The sequence below is a fragment of the Streptococcus symci genome, assembly GCF_006385165.1.
GTDB lineage: Bacteria > Bacillota > Bacilli > Lactobacillales > Streptococcaceae > Streptococcus > Streptococcus symci.
In genome coordinates this window covers 107,484-125,147 of sequence record NZ_VFJA01000001.1, presented here as the reverse complement: position 1 = coordinate 125,147, position 17,664 = coordinate 107,484, and the positions used below count along the sequence as shown (strand labels likewise).

At 42.5% G+C, this 17,664-nt stretch carries 18 protein-coding genes; 9 read left to right on the top strand and 9 right to left on the bottom strand.

Going from position 1 to position 17,664, the window contains the following annotated elements:
- Nucleotides 1-33: 33 nt before the first annotated feature.
- The 3 genes from mnmG to mnmA all read right to left on the bottom strand — a co-directional run bounded on the left by mnmG (nt 34) and on the right by mnmA (nt 3,674).
- Nucleotides 34-1,947, bottom strand: a complete 1,914-nt coding sequence (gene mnmG / locus FJN11_RS00570) for a tRNA uridine-5-carboxymethylaminomethyl(34) synthesis enzyme MnmG (protein WP_140223823.1) — start codon at nt 1,945-1,947, stop codon at nt 34-36.
- Nucleotides 1,948-1,956: 9 nt separating this feature from the next.
- Nucleotides 1,957-2,412: an NUDIX hydrolase gene (locus FJN11_RS00565; protein WP_181146370.1), complete on the bottom strand. Its 456-nt coding sequence runs from the start codon at nt 2,410-2,412 to the stop codon at nt 1,957-1,959.
- 140 nt (nt 2,413-2,552) lie between these two features.
- The gene (gene mnmA / locus FJN11_RS00560; RefSeq protein WP_001282946.1) at nt 2,553-3,674 is read right to left on the bottom strand and encodes a tRNA 2-thiouridine(34) synthase MnmA; all 1,122 of its coding nucleotides are present in this window, start codon (nt 3,672-3,674) and stop codon (nt 2,553-2,555) included.
- 301 nt (nt 3,675-3,975) lie between these two features.
- On the opposite strand from mnmA, the gene FJN11_RS00555 reads away from it, so the two are divergent.
- Nucleotides 3,976-4,857, top strand: a complete 882-nt coding sequence (locus tag FJN11_RS00555; RefSeq protein WP_094753008.1) for a hypothetical protein — start codon at nt 3,976-3,978, stop codon at nt 4,855-4,857.
- Between the two features lie 87 nt (nt 4,858-4,944).
- Here the strand turns inward: FJN11_RS00555 and apf are convergent, their stop codons facing one another.
- A complete protein-coding gene (gene apf / locus FJN11_RS00550) occupies nt 4,945-5,595 on the bottom strand; it encodes an aggregation-promoting factor (RefSeq protein WP_125430441.1) in 651 nt (216 codons plus the stop codon).
- Between the two features lie 240 nt (nt 5,596-5,835).
- Here apf and sdaAB point away from each other — a divergent pair, with 240 nt between their 5' ends.
- Genes sdaAB through FJN11_RS00535 form a run of 3 tightly spaced genes read left to right on the top strand, consistent with a single transcriptional unit; the run spans nt 5,836 to nt 8,042 of the window.
- Nucleotides 5,836-6,507, top strand: coding sequence for an L-serine ammonia-lyase, iron-sulfur-dependent subunit beta (sdaAB, locus tag FJN11_RS00545; RefSeq protein WP_000838912.1), 672 nt, complete (start codon nt 5,836-5,838; stop codon nt 6,505-6,507).
- An 8-nt stretch (nt 6,508-6,515) separates the two neighbouring features.
- Nucleotides 6,516-7,388 (top strand): L-serine ammonia-lyase, iron-sulfur-dependent, subunit alpha, encoded by an 873-nt coding sequence (sdaAA, locus tag FJN11_RS00540; RefSeq protein ID WP_115904546.1) that lies wholly within the window; start codon nt 6,516-6,518, stop codon nt 7,386-7,388.
- A 21-nt stretch (nt 7,389-7,409) separates the two neighbouring features.
- Complete coding sequence (locus FJN11_RS00535) at nt 7,410-8,042, top strand: HAD family hydrolase (RefSeq protein WP_061589651.1); 633 nt, start codon at nt 7,410-7,412, stop codon at nt 8,040-8,042.
- 109 nt (nt 8,043-8,151) lie between these two features.
- Here the strand turns inward: FJN11_RS00535 and FJN11_RS00530 are convergent, their stop codons facing one another.
- On the bottom strand, nt 8,152-10,002 hold the full coding sequence (locus tag FJN11_RS00530) for a polysaccharide biosynthesis protein (RefSeq protein WP_140223821.1): 1,851 nt from the start codon (nt 10,000-10,002) through the stop codon (nt 8,152-8,154).
- Nucleotides 10,003-10,086: 84 nt separating this feature from the next.
- Nucleotides 10,087-10,917, bottom strand: coding sequence for a glycosyltransferase (locus FJN11_RS00525; protein WP_140223820.1), 831 nt, complete (start codon nt 10,915-10,917; stop codon nt 10,087-10,089).
- A 154-nt stretch (nt 10,918-11,071) separates the two neighbouring features.
- On the opposite strand from FJN11_RS00525, the gene FJN11_RS00520 reads away from it, so the two are divergent.
- The 5 genes from FJN11_RS00520 to FJN11_RS00500 all read left to right on the top strand — a co-directional run bounded on the left by FJN11_RS00520 (nt 11,072) and on the right by FJN11_RS00500 (nt 15,350).
- A complete protein-coding gene (locus FJN11_RS00520) occupies nt 11,072-12,238 on the top strand; it encodes a CynX/NimT family MFS transporter (RefSeq protein ID WP_140223819.1) in 1,167 nt (388 codons plus the stop codon).
- Between the two features lie 138 nt (nt 12,239-12,376).
- Nucleotides 12,377-12,703 carry a PadR family transcriptional regulator gene (locus FJN11_RS00515; RefSeq protein WP_000273858.1) on the top strand — a complete coding sequence of 109 codons (327 nt, stop codon included), beginning with the start codon at nt 12,377-12,379 and terminating at the stop codon, nt 12,701-12,703.
- On the top strand, nt 12,690-13,283 hold the full coding sequence (locus tag FJN11_RS00510) for a DUF1700 domain-containing protein (protein WP_020902112.1): 594 nt from the start codon (nt 12,690-12,692) through the stop codon (nt 13,281-13,283). The genes FJN11_RS00515 and FJN11_RS00510 overlap by 14 nt, the downstream gene beginning before the upstream one ends.
- Entirely contained in the window at nt 13,276-14,223 is a 948-nt protein-coding gene (locus FJN11_RS00505) for a DUF4097 family beta strand repeat-containing protein (protein ID WP_140223818.1), read from the top strand. Before FJN11_RS00510 ends, FJN11_RS00505 begins: the two co-directional genes overlap by 8 nt.
- Nucleotides 14,224-14,285: 62 nt before the next feature.
- Nucleotides 14,286-15,350, top strand: coding sequence for a DUF6574 domain-containing protein (locus FJN11_RS00500; RefSeq protein ID WP_140223817.1), 1,065 nt, complete (start codon nt 14,286-14,288; stop codon nt 15,348-15,350).
- Here the strand turns inward: FJN11_RS00500 and FJN11_RS10780 are convergent.
- The 3 genes from FJN11_RS10780 to trhO all read right to left on the bottom strand — a co-directional run bounded on the left by FJN11_RS10780 (nt 15,347) and on the right by trhO (nt 17,542).
- Nucleotides 15,347-15,499, bottom strand: a complete 153-nt coding sequence (locus FJN11_RS10780; RefSeq protein ID WP_000692984.1) for a hypothetical protein — start codon at nt 15,497-15,499, stop codon at nt 15,347-15,349. The genes FJN11_RS00500 and FJN11_RS10780 overlap by 4 nt on opposite strands.
- A 74-nt stretch (nt 15,500-15,573) precedes the next feature.
- Nucleotides 15,574-16,434, bottom strand: a complete 861-nt coding sequence (locus FJN11_RS00495; protein WP_140223816.1) for a DUF4299 family protein — start codon at nt 16,432-16,434, stop codon at nt 15,574-15,576.
- Nucleotides 16,435-16,555: 121 nt separating this feature from the next.
- Nucleotides 16,556-17,542, bottom strand: coding sequence for an oxygen-dependent tRNA uridine(34) hydroxylase TrhO (gene trhO, locus FJN11_RS00490; protein ID WP_140223815.1), 987 nt, complete (start codon nt 17,540-17,542; stop codon nt 16,556-16,558).
- Nucleotides 17,543-17,664 lie beyond the last annotated feature (122 nt).

Sequence of the window (17,664 nt, the reverse complement as noted above, 5' to 3'; positions counted from 1 at the left end):
CTTTGAACTCATTCGTAAGAAGCCGACGACGTATCATTTTGATTTTTGAAGAGTTTTAGAAATACTACGATTTTTACCTTCAAGATACACCATTAAAATAGAAATGTCTGCTGGGTTTACTCCCGAAATACGGCTGGCTTGTCCGATGGTTTCTGGATTGATGAGTTTGAACTTCTGACGAGCTTCGGTTGCGATAGAATCAATGTCATCCCAATCGATATTGGCTGGAATGCGTTTTTCTTCCATGCGTTTCATCTTGGCAACCTGGTCCATGGCTTTGGAAATATAGCCTTCGTACTTGATTTCTGTTTCAATCAATTCGATAATCTTGTCATCCAAGTCCTCTGCAGCTGGTCCGATGAAAGCCACCACATCTTGATAAGAAACTTCTGGACGGCGAAGGAATTCCTTGGCTGTCACTGCATCTGTCAAAGGCTTGAAGCCCATCTCCTCAACCTTGGCATTGGTTTCCTTGACTGGCTTGAGTTTGATGCTGTCTAGGCGCTTCATCTCATTTTCAAATTGATTTTTCTTAATTTCAAAGCGAGCCCAGCGTTCATCATCCACAAGACCAATCTCACGTCCCATCTCCGTCAAACGCATATCAGCATTGTCATGGCGGAGAATGAGGCGGTATTCAGCACGACTGGTCAAAAGGCGATAAGGCTCAATCGTTCCCTTGGTCACCAAGTCGTCAATCATGACCCCAATATAACCGTCACTACGCTTCAAAATCAACTCTGGCTTGCCTTGGATTTTCAGAGCCGCATTGATACCCGCGATAATCCCTTGGCCAGCAGCTTCTTCGTAACCTGATGTTCCATTGGTCTGACCAGCAGTGAATAGACCTGAGATTTTCTTGGTTTCCAGAGTCGCACGCAACTGGTGAGGCAAGACCATGTCATACTCAATGGCATAACCTGTTCGCATCATCTCTGCATTTTCCAAACCTTTGATAGAATGAACCAGCTCACGCTGAACATCCTCAGGTAGACTGGTTGAGAGGCCTTGGACATAGACTTCCTCTGTATTGCGTCCCTCTGGCTCAAGGAAAAGTTGGTGACGTTCCTTGTCCGCAAAGCGTACAATCTTATCCTCAATCGACGGACAATAACGAGGGCCCACTCCCTTGACCACACCTGTAAACATAGGCGCACGGTGGAGATTGTTTTGGATAATCTCATGACTGGTACCATTGGTGTAGGTCAACCAGCATGGCACTTGATCCTTGCCATAATCCTCATCACGTGAAGTATATGAGAAATGATTAGGCGCTTCGTCTCCTGGCTGAATCTCTGTCACATCATAGTTGATAGAAGAAGCCTTGACACGTGGAGGGGTTCCTGTCTTGAAACGACCGATTTCGAGGCCCAGTTCCTTGAGATTATCAGCAAGGTTAATAGAAGCTAGGCTGTGGTTAGGGCCTGACGAGTACTTGAGGTCTCCGATGATGATTTCCCCACGGAGGGCTGTTCCTGTCGTCACGATAACAGCCTTGGCAGCATATTCTTGATGAGTCGCTGTACGGACACCGACAACCTTGCCATCTTCGACCAAAATCTCATCAATCATGGTTTGACGAAGGGTCAGATTTTCTTGATTTTCAACCGTCTTGCGCATTTCCTTAGAGTAAAGCTCCTTGTCAGCCTGCGCACGAAGGGCACGAACGGCAGGACCCTTACCTGTGTTGAGCATCTTCATCTGGATGTAAGTCTTGTCAATGGTCTTTGCCATTTCACCACCGAGGGCATCGACTTCACGCACAACAATTCCCTTGGCAGAACCACCGATAGAGGGATTACAAGGCATGAAAGCCAGCATTTCAATGTTGATAGTCGCAAGCAAGACCTTACAGCCCATACGGCTAGCAGCTAAGGAAGCCTCGACCCCAGCGTGTCCCGCACCAATTACAATAATATCGTATTCTTCAGTAAAATTATAAGTCATATTTCTCTCCTATTCCGCAAGATGAATGTGTCTTAGTTGGCCGTCCCAATCTGGCAAGGCTGTTTTTAAAAAGACTGGAACTAGATTGATCCCCTCAAGCTTGTCTATGTCAATCCATTCACAGGGCTGCCTTTTCTCATCTTCCTGCATGGTCAACGGAGCATCTTCAAGCAAGTCCACCAGATAATGAAACTCTATATTGTGATAGGAAACACCGTCTTGTTCAAAATGATTTTCAACCACAAAAGCTAGTTGCCCAGCTTGAGCTTTGACACCCAGTTCTTCCCTCACTTCACGGACTACCGCGTCTTCCGTGCTTTCATTGACTTGAATCGCACCGCCAATAGTGTAATACTTGCCCTTATCTTTGGTAACTAGGAGCTTGCGATTTTGGACAATCAAGGCTGTCGCCCGAACTCCAAAAATTGTATTTCCTACTTTTGTCCGAAAGTCTTGCTGAGTCATTCTTATCCTTTCCCTTAAACGACACAAAAACAGTCAAAACTCCAAAGAAGTGCAGGACAAAAAAGCCTGCAACATCCATGAGCTTTGACCATCATTTCTATTGCTCTTATTATTGTAGCAAATTGAGAAAATTTGTCAATCTAAATGTACTGACAAACTTGTCCATCGCGGTAAGCATTGTCAATCAAACCACCACCTAGACACTCTTCGCCATCGTAAAAGACAACTGCCTGTCCTGGTGTAATGGCGCGTTGCGGTTCTGCAAAGATGACTTCTGCCTTGTCTCCTTTGACATGGACGGTCACCTTAGAATCAGGCTGACGGTAGCGGAATTTTGCTGTGCATTCTAGCGTAAATTCCTCTGGCATCTCACGAGTAAAGTGGACTTGACTAGCCTCTAGGCTGGTTGACATGAGCGAATCATGGTAGAAGCCTTGTCCGACATAGAGGATATTCTTGCTCAGGTCTTTTCCGACAACGAACCAAGGGGCATTGTCACCGCCGTGTTGTCCACCGATACCGAGGCCGCCACGCTGACCAATCGTATAGTACATAAGACCAGCATGCTCTCCCATATCGCGACCATCCACAGTCATCATGCGACCTGGCTGAGCTGGCAGGTAGTTGCTGAGAAAGTTTTTAAAGTTCTTTTCTCCGATAAAGCAAATCCCTGTCGAGTCTTTCTTCTTAGCAGTCGCAAGTCCTGCTTCTTCTGCTAGTCTGCGAACTTCAGGCTTTTCCAAATGTCCCAGTGGGAACATGGTTTTTTGAAGTTGTTCTTGCGACAGTTGGCTGAGGAAATAGGTCTGATCCTTGCCATTATCCACACCACGAAGCATGTGAACGATGCCATCCTCATCACGCGCTACTCGAGCATAATGCCCAGTCGCCACATAGTCTGCACCCAGGGTCATGGCATAGTCCAAAAAGGCCTTAAACTTGATTTCCTTGTTACACATAACATCTGGATTTGGTGTGCGTCCTGCACGGTATTCCGCTAGGAAATACTCGAAAACGCGGTCCCAGTACTCTTTTTCAAAGTTGACAGAGTAGTAAGGAATGCCAATCTGGTCTGCCACCGCAGCCACATCCTTGTAATCTTCGGTCGCCGTACAGACGCCGTTTTCATCTGTGTCATCCCAGTTCTTCATGAAGATACCGATCACATCGTAGCCCTGCTCCTTGAGAAGAAGAGCTGTCACCGACGAATCGACACCACCACTCATCCCCACGACAACACGTGTTTTAGAGTTATCACTCATGGTAAGTCTCCCATCTATTCGTTTATTCACGATTGAAGGTCGTGTGTGCTTCACGATTGAAGGTCGCTTGAGCAGTATTCATTATAACATGCTTGGTTAGAGAAGACAAGAAAGAGGCTGATAATCTGATATTCTCTCTGATAAAAACAGAAATATAATTACAAAAAGGGCAATGAATAGTTAAATCTCGATTCTACTTATAAACTTATTTATAAAATAAGCTAAAAATGATATACTGTAATGAGGAGGAAGTCGTACATGATCCCTTTAAGATACTACCATCCATGTACGTAGTACGATTGTGAAAAACTACAAAGATATTCTAACATCAAAAAATACTATTTTTACTATCATTATTGTTGTAGGGCTTGGACTTTTAATAGGTTTAGTCATTCATCAAGAACATATCCAAGCAGAGAGAGGGAACATCGCTCTCAGCAAACAACATAAGAATGGACAAGATGTCGAACAAGTAAAAAATGCTATTAAAAACTTCAATATTGATTCTGAAACGATTATAGAGGATTGGAAAAAAATTCAAGAATTAAAGCCTACCACTGACGAAGGCAAAAAGACATTAACAGATTTTCTTACTTCTACGGCCGATAAAATCACTAATCATTATACTGAAAAAGCTTTAAAATTGGATATAAAGGAATCCGATAGCCAGTTTGAAGATAAACAAGCACTTGAAACAGCCATCACTTCCTTACAAAAAATACTAGAAATTATTAAAAGTGTCAACTCCACAAGCGAACAAGCTACTATTGATGAAAAAATAAAACCCATTCAAGAACTGATTTCAAAATTCCAAAAGCAAGCTGAAGTCTTGACCAAAAAAGAAGAAGAACAAAAGTCTAATAAAAAAGAAACAGAAACGACTAGTAACGTTGAGGGAAGAGAAAGCTATTCTTCAGAAGGAGGTAGCTACACTCCAAACTATACTGAGTCAAATAGGAACAGATATAATTCACAAGCACCTGCAAGCGAGCAATATTCATCTGATAGTGCTAGAAGTGGGGGAAACACTGCTGTCAATACACGAGATCAAGTTACTGATACTGCAGGAGCCCAAGGAGATACGAATACCAATAATAATAGTAATAATGCTGAAGTTCCCGATGCTAACAGTAATAATCGCACTAATTCAGCTGGAGAAACTCCAGAATCTCGTCAGCCGTAAGCAATCTGTTATTACTACTATTTAAAAATTGTCTTTTGTCAAATAAAAGCACACAAAAAGAGCCATCAAAGGCTCTTTTTCTATTTCTTAATACCAACCGTTGTTAAGCCAGAAGTTTTTAGCAGCAGTCCATGAACCGTAGCGTCCTGCAACATAGGCATCTGCCACACGTTCTTGGTTAGCAGCTGAGTAGTCACCGTTCAAGTATGAATCTGTCAATTGGTAACGTCCGATGTATTGGCCGTTTGTAGCTGTATAGCTACCACCTGATTCTTTTTGTGCAATCCATTCTTTAGCTTCTGCTTCAGATCCACTTACAGTTGCAGCAGGTGCTGAAGCTTCTGTTGAAGCAACTGTTTCTTCTGCTGCAGGTGCGCTTGCCACTGGAGCTGCTTCCTCTGCTACTTCTGTAGTTTCTGCTACTGGAGCTGAAACAGTTTCATCTTGAGCAGCTGGTGCTGCATAAGTAGTTGGCGCTGGTGTTGCAGCAGGCGCTACAGGGCCATCGATAACCAACTCTTGACCAACATAAATCAAATGAATGTTGTCAATGTGGTTGTTTTCTGCCAATTTCTCAACAGTTGTGTTGTGAGTTTCAGCGATTTCTGAAAGTGTATCACCTTCTTTAACAGTGTAAGTTGATGATTCTTGAGCAGATACAAATGATGGAGCAAATACCGCAAACAAGGCAGCTACTCCTGCAAGAGTTGTTTTAATCTTTTTAGTTGTTGATTTCATATTTGAAAATTCTCCTTCTTTCTATAGTTCTATCATACCCTTTAAATATTACCGTTTCTTGACACTTTTATGTAGAAATATTACAAAATTATTTTTTATTTCCCTAAACAAGCTATTTTTTGTCACAAAAGATGCTTTTTTATGCTGTTTGTGGCATTAAAAAGGTTTTCATCCACAATTAAAGCCAAGCCCCTCATTCTTTGATATAATAGAGATAAGAATTTTTATAAGGGGAAACTGATGAAATCACTTCGTTTTCAATCTGTCTTTGATATCATCGGACCAGTTATGATTGGCCCATCTAGTAGCCATACAGCTGGTGCTGTCCGTATTGGGAAGATTGTCTCTTCCATTTTTGATGATACTCCGACAGAAGTCGAATTCCAACTATTTAACTCATTTGCCAAAACCTATCGAGGTCACGGAACAGACCTAGCTCTTGTTGCAGGTATTTTGGGCATGGATACAGATGATCCTGAAATCCCAAACAGTCTGGAAATTGCCCACAAGCGTGGCATCAAGATTGTCTGGACCATTCAGAAAGACAGCAATGCCCCGCACCCTAATACCACTAAAATTACCGTTAAAAATGCCCACAAGACCATCAGCGTGACTGGTATTTCTATCGGTGGCGGGAATATTCAGGTAACGGAACTCAATGGCTTTGCTGTCTCTCTCAATATGAATACACCGACTATCATCATTGTTCATCAAGATATTCCAGGTATGATTGCCCTCGTAACAGAGGCTCTTTCACGCTATGGTATCAATATCGCCCAGATGAATGTTACTCGTGAAAAAGCTGGTGAAAAAGCTATTATGATTATCGAAGTTGACAGTCGCAACTGTGATGAGGCCATCGAAGAAATTCGAAAAATCCCTCATCTCCACAATGTCAATTTCTTTAAATAGGAGGAAGCATGTTTTATTCTATCAAAGAATTGGTCGAGCAAGCAGATCTGGACTTTCAAGGAAATGTCGCAGAACTCATGATTACAACAGAGTTTGAATTGACCGGTCGCGAACGTGAAGAAGTCTTCCTACTCATGGAACGCAATCTGGAAGTCATGAAAGCCTCTGTCCAACTTGGCCTCAATGAAAATAAATCTCGTAGTGGCCTGACAGGTGGAGATGCTGCCAAATTGGATCACTACATTAAAAACGGAAAAACTCTGTCAGATTACACGATTCTCTCTGCTGCCCGAAATGCCATCGCAGTCAATGAACACAATGCTAAAATGGGCTTGGTTTGTGCCACTCCGACCGCAGGAAGTGCTGGCTGTCTCCCTTCCGTTCTCACTGCTGCGATTGAAAAATTAGACCTCAATCACGAACAACAGCTGGATTTCCTCTTTGCTGCCGGTGCCTTTGGACTAGTCATCGCAAACAACGCCTCTATCTCAGGTGCTGAGGGTGGCTGTCAGGCCGAGGTTGGTTCGGCCTCTGCTATGAGTGCTGCCGCCTTGACTCTAGCTGCTGGTGGGACACCTTATCAGGCCAGTCAGGCCATTGCCTTTGTCATTAAAAATATGCTAGGCCTCATCTGTGACCCTGTTGCCGGCTTGGTCGAAGTTCCCTGTGTCAAACGCAATGCCATGGGAGCTAGCTTTGCCTTCATCGCAGCAGACATGGCCTTGGCAGGTATCGAATCTAAAATCCCTGTGGATGAAGTTATCGATGCCATGTACCAAGTGGGGTCAAGCATGCCAACTGCCTTTCGTGAAACGGCTGAAGGTGGACTGGCTGCCACACCAACTGGTCGTCGCCTCCAAAAAGAAATTTTCGGAGAATAAGTTTATCAAATAGGAGAAACCATGACCTCTATCACAGCGATTTTTTTCGATCTGGATGGAACCCTCGTCGACAGTTCTATCGGGATTCACAATGCCTTTACCCATACCTTTAAGGAGCTGGGAGTGCCTAGCCCTGATGCCAAAACTATTCGTGGTTTTATGGGGCCGCCTCTTGAAAGTAGTTTTGCGACCTGCCTTCCCAAAGAACTAATCTCTGAAGCCGTGCAGATATACCGTTCTTACTACAAAGTAAAAGGCATCCATGAAGCTCAACTCTTTCCTCAGATTATAGACTTGCTTGAGAAGTTATCGAGCAGTTATCCACTCTATATCACCACTACAAAGAATACCCCTACCGCTCAAGACATGACTAAAAACTTGGGAATCCATCATTTCTTTGATGGCATTTATGGTTCCAGCCCTGAAGCACCCCATAAGGCAGATGTCATTCGCCAAGCCTTACAGACACATCAACTAGCCCCAGAACAAGCCATTATCATCGGTGATACCAAGTTTGATATGCTGGGAGCTCAAGAAACAGGCATTCAGAAATTGGCCGTCACTTGGGGATTTGGAGAGCAAGCAGATCTACTAAACTATCAACCTGATTATATCGCCCACAAACCCATAGAAGTTTTGGAGTATTTTCAATAACATAGACTGGGCAACAACCCCATTTCAGAAGAAAATGAAGTAAGTCTCTACATAATAAAACGCATATTACCAAGGTTTTTCAAGACCTGATAATATGCGTTTTTCTTTTTTATTCAACGTGGGTTGTTTGATTGGCAAAGGCGATAATAGCTTGCTTCAACTCATCTCCACTAAGAGTGCGGAACTCTTCAATCTTTTGATCGATGGCTTCTAGAGGCATGACATTGACCTTACCCACGAAAATCTTATCCATAACTTGGTTATCAACCAATTCGGTCGAAACCAAGAGTTCTTCGTAGAGTTTTTCACCTGGGCGGATTCCAACTTCAACGATTGGAATTTCGCTTTCAGTGTGTCCACTTAGAAGGACCATTTTCTTGGCCAAGTCATAAATCTTGACTGGTTTGCCCATATCAAGGATAAAGACTTCTCCATCTTTAGCATAAGCACCAGCATGGATAACCAAACGGCTAGCTTCTGGAATAGTCATAAAGTAACGGGTCATGCGGAAGTCTGTCACCGTTACAGGCCCACCTTCAGCAATCTGGCGTTCAAAGACTGGAATGACACTACCACGGCTACCAAGTACATTCCCAAAACGAACTGCACAGTAGGTTGATTGGCTACGTTGGTTAAATCCAGTTACAATCAACTCCGCCACACGCTTGGTTGCTCCCATAACATTTGGTGGATTAACCGCCTTATCTGTCGAAATCATAACCATCTTAGGTACTTTGGCTTCATCAACAGCCTTAGCAACATTGTAGGTTCCACGGATATTGTTTTTGAAGGCTTCTTTTGGATTGCGCTCCATCATAGGAACGTGCTTGTGGGCAGCCGCATGATAAACAATAGCTGGCTTGTACTGCTCAAAGACTTGCAAGAGACGGTCGTAGTCTTGAATATCAGCAATCACAGGTACATAATCAATCCCTTGGAAATTACGAATCAATTCATGATAAACAAGGTAGATTGAATTTTCACCGTGACCAAGCAAGACGATGCGTTCAGGATTGAAACGACTAACTTGGCGACAGATTTCAGAACCAATTGAACCACCAGCCCCTGTGACTAAGATTGTCTTACCTGTCAATTCTGCGCCCAGACGCGATTCATCAAGACGAATTTCCTGACGGCCCAAAAGGTCTGTGATATCAATCTTCTGGAAGCCTCCACCTGCTTGGTGAAGTCCCTGAACAACGGTTTCAACCTTAGGCATCTTGTAACATTTGACACCCAGCTTATTACACATCTGCAAGATACGTTCATATTCTGACGGGTCAAGCGACGGAATCGCAACGATAACACGCTCGATTTGATGGCGTTTGGCTAATTCAGGCAGATCATCATATGAACCCAAAACAGGGATTCCACCAAGTTTTTGGCCCTTTTTCTTAGAATCCTTGTCCAAAATACCGACAAGTTCTAATTCACTGGTTGGATGTTGGTAGCTATCCATAAAGAGGGCCCCACCATCACCAGCACCGATCAAGAAGGTCCGACGGTGTTCTCCATCACCACTTCCCTTTTTGCGTTTAGAGTAGATTAACTGCCAAGTAATCCGTGGCAATAAAATCAAGAAAGTACTCAACAAGATAAAGAGCACGATAAAACGGATGGAGAAGAGGGGCAAGAAGGCATAGCAGATACTATATGACAAGATACTGCTAGCAGTCACACCAAAAAAGATTTTCATGAAATCCGTAATCTTGCTGTAACGACTAATACTAGCGTTCAATCCCCAAAATCCAATCATTAATTGATAGAACAGGAAGGCCAAACTCGTATAGATAATGTAGTCAACAGGTGCTGGATTAATCAAGCCGTAGAATAAGATATAAGATACAATGATGGAAACCACCATACTCAAAATATCAAATATTCCCCAGAAAACCTGTTTTTGTTGTTTATTTAAAATTTCCACCAGATCAATCACATAATCTGTGAGTTTTTTATTCATAGAAATTTACTCCTCCTTAAAAGAGCTAGATGATTATATTGTTATTATAACACTTTTCTCTAGTTTACGATTTGCTACAATCTTTTAATTGCTTTTTCTTAACAGTTTCATAAAAATAAACTGTCTGACAAATCCTGGACAAAGAGCAACAACCATCTGAATGGCAACACTCTTGGCATACTCCATGTAAGAAATTTGCCCTCTCTTCAGCATGCGCTGACGAGCTTGACGATAGAGTTTGAGGTAACGCAGTCCCCCACGACGCTCAAACATTCCTGCACCAACACGAACCTGACACAAGATTTGATCCAGATTTCCAGTCTTGGCTCCTGCAGCAATCATATTGAGCCAGAGGAGGTCATCCTCCATATAAAGACCATCTTCATAGTTGCCTGCCTTGAGAACCATATCCTTCTTGAACATGACAGTCATGTGGTTAAAGGCACTTCTCATCCTTTGATAAGCTATAATATCTGCATGCTGGGTTGGAACACGACGGTAAGAAACAATCTCATCAGGATTGTCAATAAACTCTGCAATATGGCCACCTAATAGGTCGAGGTTGTCCTTCTCCATTAACTGAACCTGTTTCTCAAAACGGTCTGGAACAGCTATATCATCTGTATCCATACGAGCGATGATATCGTACTGACACTGCAAAACACCATATCGAAGAGCCAGACCCAAACCTTGATTTTGCTCTAAGGGGCAACGCTTAACTGGAATTTCTGACTGGGCTTCCACTTGGTCTAATACCTGATAGAGCTCGGGTGTCAAAGGCCCATCCTCAACCAGAACCAATTCACTCGGTTTCAGGGTCTGATTTTGAACACTCTCAATAGCATCCTTTAAAAATGTCGGATTTTCCTTGATATAGACCGACATCAATACGCTGATTTTTTGCTTTTCAGACACAGTTTTTCTCCAATGTATAGATTTCCTTCCACTATTTTATCATAATTTTCAAGACTTTCCCATTTTTATCTTGAAAGCCAGAAACCTTACTTGACATTATAGTGAAAAAGCCTTAAAATAAGCTGTTATTAAAATCAGTTAGAAGAGGTATTATATGAAAAAGCAATCACTTTTTTTTGTTCCAGGTATTATCTTGATTGGTGTTTCCTTGCGGACTCCTTTTACTGTTTTACCCATTATTTTGGGAGATATTTCGCAAGGGCTGGGAGTCGAGGTTAGTTCACTTGGTGTCCTGACCAGCCTTCCTCTCCTCATGTTTACCCTCTTCTCGCTCTTTTCTACCCGACTGGCTCAGAAAATCGGCTTAGAGCATCTCTTCACCTACAGCCTTTTCTTCTTGACCATCGGTTCTCTGATTCGACTAATCAATCTGCCCCTGCTCTATCTAGGAACCTTGATGGTTGGGGCAAGTATCGCAGTCATCAATGTTCTGCTTCCTAGTCTTATCCAAGCCAATCAACCAAAGAAAATTGGTTTTCTGACCACCTTATATGTAACCTCTATGGGGATTGCGACGGCTCTGGCTTCCTATCTAGCTGTGCCCATTACACAAGCCAGTTCTTGGAAAGGACTTATCATCCTCCTCACCCTGCTCTGCCTAGCAACTTTTTTGATCTGGCTGCCTAATCACCGCTATAATCACAGACTGGCTCCACAAACCAAACAAAAAAGCAAAGCAAAGGTCATGCATAATAAACAGGTCTGGGCAGTGATTGTCTTTGCAGGTTTTCAGTCCTTGCTCTTTTACACCGCTATGACCTGGCTACCTACCATGGCTATCCATGCAGGCCTATCCAGTCACGAAGCTGGCTTACTGACTTCTATCTTCTCTCTGATTAGCATTCCTTTTTCAATGACCATCCCAAGCCTGACAACCAGTTTATCTACTCGTAACCGTCAGCTCATGCTCACTCTGGTTTCACTAGCTGGTGTGGTCGGCATTTCCATGCTCTTCTTCCCAATCAATAATTTCATTTACTGGCTTTCCATCCATCTCCTCATCGGAACCGCAACCAGCGCCCTCTTCCCTTATCTCATGGTCAACTTTTCACTCAAGACAAGCGCCCCTGAAAAGACTGCCCAATTGTCTGGCTTATCTCAAACAGGAGGCTATATCCTAGCAGCCTTTGGGCCAACCCTCTTTGGTTACAGTTTTGACCTTTTCCACTCTTGGGTGCCAGCTGTAGCTGCCCTCTTACTCGTCGATATCATCATGACCGTGGCCCTCTTTACAGTAGACAGAGCTGATAAAATCCTCTAAACTTCTAGTTTTAGCTAGAAGTTTTTTATATATAAAAATTTTATACATTTCTCTTGACAGGGCTTTCATTTAGATGTACAATGTATGTGTAGAAAAATTATATATAAAAATCTTACACATTAGAAAAGGAGGTTCCCCATGTACTTTCCAACATCCTCTGCCTTGATTGAATTTCTCATCTTGGCCGTACTGGAGCAGGATGATTCTTATGGTTATGAGATTAGCCAAACCATTAAGCTGATCGCTAATATCAAAGAATCTACACTCTATCCCATTCTCAAAAAATTGGAGGGCAATAGCTTTCTGACAACCTATTCTAGAGAGTTCCAAGGTCGCATGCGCAAATACTACTCCTTGACAAATGGTGGTATAGAACAGCTCGTGACCCTAAAAGATGAATGGGCACTTTATACAGACACCATCAATGGCATCATAGAAGGGAGTATCCGCCATGACAAGAACTGAATACCTGACTCAGCTAGAACTCTATCTCAAAAAACTGCCTCAGGCTGACCAAATTGAAGCCATGGACTATTTCAGGGAACTCTTTGATGATGCTGGAGTCGAAGGAGAAGAAGAACTCATCGCTAGCTTGGGAACTCCCAAAGAAGCAGCCCACGAAGTTCTCTCCAATCTTCTCGATAAAAAAATCAATGAAGCGCCCGCTCAAAAAAATAACCGACAAATTTTACATATCGCCTTGTTAGCCCTCCTTGCAGCACCCATCGGTATTCCTCTGGGAATCGCCATCCTCGTGGCTCTGTTCGGAATTCTTGTGGCTGCTTTGACTGTCATTCTGGCTTTCTTTGCAGTTTCCATACTTGGTATCATCGGCGGATTTCTATTTTTAGTTGAAAGTTTCACTGTCCTCGCCCAAGCTAAATCAGCCTTTATCTTGATTTTCGGTTCTGGTTTACTGGCTATCGGTGCTTCTTCACTAGTCTTACTAGGTATTTCCTATGTAGCTCGCTTCTTCGGTCTACTCATTGTTCGCCTGGTGCAATTTGTTCTTAAAAAAGGAAAGAGAGGTGACCAGCATGCGTAAATGGACAAAAGGATTTCTCATTTTTGGTGTGGTGACTACCGTTATCGGCTTTATCTTGCTTTTTGTAGGCATCCAATCTGACGGGATTAAGAGCCTACTTGCCATGTCCAAGGAGCCTGTCTATGATAGTCGGATGGAAGAGTTGACCTTTGGCAAGGAAGTCGAAAACCTAGAGATTACTCTCCACCAACACGCGCTGACCATCACAGACTCTTTCGATGATCAAATCCACATTTCTTACCATCCATCTATTTCTGCTAACCATGATCTTATCACAAATCAGAACGATAAAACGCTGAGCCTAACGGATAAAAAACTGTCTGAAACTCCATTTCTCTCTTCTGGAATTGGCGGGATTCTCCATATCGCAAGTAGCTACTCTAGTCGTTTTAATGAAGTTATTCTCCAAGTTCCAAAGGGAAGAAGTCTAAAAGGGATCAACGTGTCAGCCAATCGTGGACAAACCACCATCATAAATGCTAGCCTTGAAAATGCAACTCTCAATACAAATGGTTATCTCCTCCGAATTGAAGGAAGTCGTATCAAAAACAGCAAATTCAAAACACCAAATATCATCAATATCTTTAGCACAGAACTGACAGATAGTCAGCTAGAGTCAACAGAAAATCACTTCCATGCTGAAAATATCCAAGTACACGGTAAGGTGGAATTGATGGCGAAAACAGACCTACAACTGCTACTTTCCGAAGAAGAAAAACAAAGAATCAACTTAGATCTTTCAACAAAACATGGTTCTATTCTTCATTTTTTAAGAGAAGGAAGGCGTTCGTTTAACAACGAAGAAAACAAAGCTGAACGATTAAGCAATCCTTATAAAACAGAAAAAGCAGATGCAAAAGATCAACTCATCGCAAGGGCAGAACAGGATATCTATCTACTCAAATCAGAGGAACACGAGTCTTCTTCTAGAAATCGTTGACAAAAGCGCTTACATCTGCTACTATGGAAGCATATTTATCTAACTAAAAAGGAGGTTCTACCATGAAACAAGAATGGTTTGAAAGTAATGATTTTGTAAAAGCAACAAGCAAGAACAAACCTGAAGAGCAAGCTCAAGAGGTTGCAGACAAGACTGAAGAAACGATAGCCGATCTCGATACACCAATTGAAAAAAATACTCAAGTAGAGGAGGAAGTCTCTCAAGCTGAAGTCGAACTTGAAAACCAGCAAGAAGAGAAAATTGAAGCTCCTGAAGACAGTGAAGCGAGAACAGAAATAGAAGAAAAGGAAGCATTAGACTCTACTGAAGAAGAGCAAGATCTTTCTGGGGAAACAGAAAAAATCACTAAAGCTGAAGAGAGTCAAGAAGCACTTCCGCAGCAAAAACCAACCACGAAAGAGCCCCTTCTTATCAGTCAATCCTTAGAAAGTCCCTATATCCCCGACCAAGCTCCAAAATCTACGGATAGATGGAAAGAGCAAGCGCTTGATTTTTGGTCTTGGCTAGTGGAAGCAATCAAATCTCCTACAAGCAGTCTTGAAACAAGTAGCACACACAGTTACACAGCCTTTCTCTTGCTCATTCTGTTTTCTGCATCTTCCTTTTTCTTTAGTATCTACCACATCAAACATGCTTACTATGGACATATAGCAACTATGCATAATCACTTCCCTGAACAATTTGCTTCATTAAATCTCTTTTCGATTATCTCTATCCTAGTAGCAACAACACTCTTCTTCTTTTCATTCCTCTTGGGTAGTTTCGTCGTGAGACGATTTATCTACCAAGAAAAGGACTGGACGCTAGAAAAGGTTCTCCAACAATATAGTCAACTATTAGCAATTCCAATCTTCCTCACTGCTATTGCTAGTTTCTTTGCCTTCTTTGACAGCCTGCGATTTACAGCCCTCTTGTGTGTGATTAGCATTGGGATCATTCTGCTCGCTAGTCTACATATCATTACGAGACCTAGTCAAGCAAGTGAAACCGACTCCTTTTATCAGTTATTCTTGTCTGTCCTTGTGAACGGAGTCATTATCCTCCTCTTCTTTGTAGCTGAAGTGGCACTGATTGGGGATTATCTCCGTATCTTAGCCTTTCTTTAAACTTCATACTCTTCGAAAATCTCTTCAAACCACGTCAGCTTCGCCTTACCGTATGTATGGTTACTGACTTCGTCAGTTTCATCTACAACCTCAAAACAGTGTTTTGAGCAGCCTGCGGCTAGCTTCCTAGTTTGCTCTTTGATTTTCATTGAGTAGCAATCCTGTCTTCCATGGCAGGATTTTTTCTATGTCAAAAAAGCAAGTCGATTGACCTGCTTCTGCTTTACTCTTCTTGTGCTAATGCTTTAAAATCTTTGTCTAAGATGGGTTGCACTTCTAATTGATTGGCATCTAGTTGGTGGTAAGATGCTGATGGTAATGACTCTAGGAATTTTGCATAGTCCAAGCGGGCAATGGCTTCATAGTCTTCTGGTTTAGAGCCATCTCCTGTGATTTGAACCAAGTCAATCTCCCACTGGACTTCCTTATCCACCAATTGCTCAATATAGGCAGCAGGTACAAATGGTTCTCTCGGAAAAACGGTCTTGACGCCTTGAGCCAGATGGTAAACACCGTGCACTTGGCCTTCTCCATCCTGATAGAAGGAAACTCTTGCAAAGTAAGCATCGGTCTCTTGAACCGCACGTACACGTGCTTCAAACTGTACCAAGCCATCTTCCTCTAAAAAGCTTTTCAAATCCTCATGACTAAAGAAAACAGGATTAAAAATTCCTTGACAAATCGTAAAACGAGCTGCAGTGTCTGCTAGATGGGCTTGAATACTTGCTTGGAAATAGGCTTCAAAGTCAAAATCATCTAGCCCTTCAATCTCTGTTCCTGTGTAAGCAAGCAGAGCATCTAAAAATGATTTGATAATCTGCCAGTCTGTCTTCGTGAGTAGGTCAGGAAGATCGACACGGTAAGCCTTTTGATCATCAGCATAGCTAACTTTAAAGAGAAATTGTGATTGCCCCACTATCGCACACTCGATATACTCAAGACGGTTAAGAGGCTGACGGAGATAGACAGCATCATAGCTATGTGACTCCAAACCATCTAGCAAGGCCAAGACGGACTTGGCAGTCAAAATCTCTTGTTCTCCTAAAATGCTCTGTTTATTTGGAATAAAAAATGTTTTCGTCATAACTAGACTCCTTTGAAATCGTTTACATATAGTATACCTTATTTTCCTGAAAGATACAGAAACAAACTTTAGATTTTTGAGTAAAAAGCATAGAAAAACAGCCCCTGAGGACTGTTTAATCTTATACAGTAGCTGCTTGATCCAAGCTTTCACCGATAGCGGCTAGGCGCTCGATCACTTCTGCTTGTGTCAATTCATTTTCTGAAACATAGCGGTTACGTGGGTGAACACGGCACTCGTGTGAGCATCCACGAAGGTACTTGTCTTCATTTTCTTCTGATGTCAAGATACGACGGTTACAGAATGGATTTCCACAGTTGACATAACGTTCACATGGTGTTCCATCAAACCAGTCTTTCCCTACGATAGTTGGGTTGACATGGTTAACATCTACGGCAATACGCTCGTCAAAGACGTACATTTTCCCATCCCAAAGTTCACCTTGAACTTCTGGGTCTTTACCGTAAGTTGCGATTCCTCCGTGCAATTGGCCGACATCTTTGTAGCCTTCACGGACCATCCAGCCTGAGAATTTCTCACAGCGAACGCCACCTGTACAGTAAACCACGACACGCTTATCCATGAATTTTTCCTTGTTATCACGAACCCATTGTGGTAACTCACGGAAGTTGCGGATGTCTGGGCGGATGGCCCCACGGAAGTGTCCTAGATCGTACTCGTAATCGTTACGTGTGTCAAGGACAACGGTATCTTCGTCAAGAAGGGCTTCTTTGAACTCTTTTGGAGACAAGTAAGCACCTGTTGTTTCAAGTGGGTTGATGTCGTTGTCAAAGTCGTTGTCTTCCAAACCAAGGTGGACAATCTCTTTCTTATAGCGAACAAACATCTTCTTAAAGGCTTGTTCTCTTTCCTCGTCAATCTTGAACCAGAGGTCTTCCATACCTGGGAGGCTGTGAACGTAGTCCATGTATTTTTGAGTTGTTTCATAGTCACCTGAAACTGTTCCGTTAATTCCCTCATCAGCGACTAGGATACGGCCTTTAAGTCCGATTGATTTACAGAAAGCCAAGTGGTCTGCAGCAAATTGCTCTGCATTTTCAATTGGAGTGTAAAGGTAGTAAAGTAAGACACGAATATCTTTTGCCATAAGATTTGTTCTCTTTTCTATTCTTAAATTTTCAGAATTTTTCATCTATCTATACTAGTATACCTGCTTAAGAAAACGAATGCAATTTATTTGACTGGAAATTTTTAGAAAGCGACCTGTCC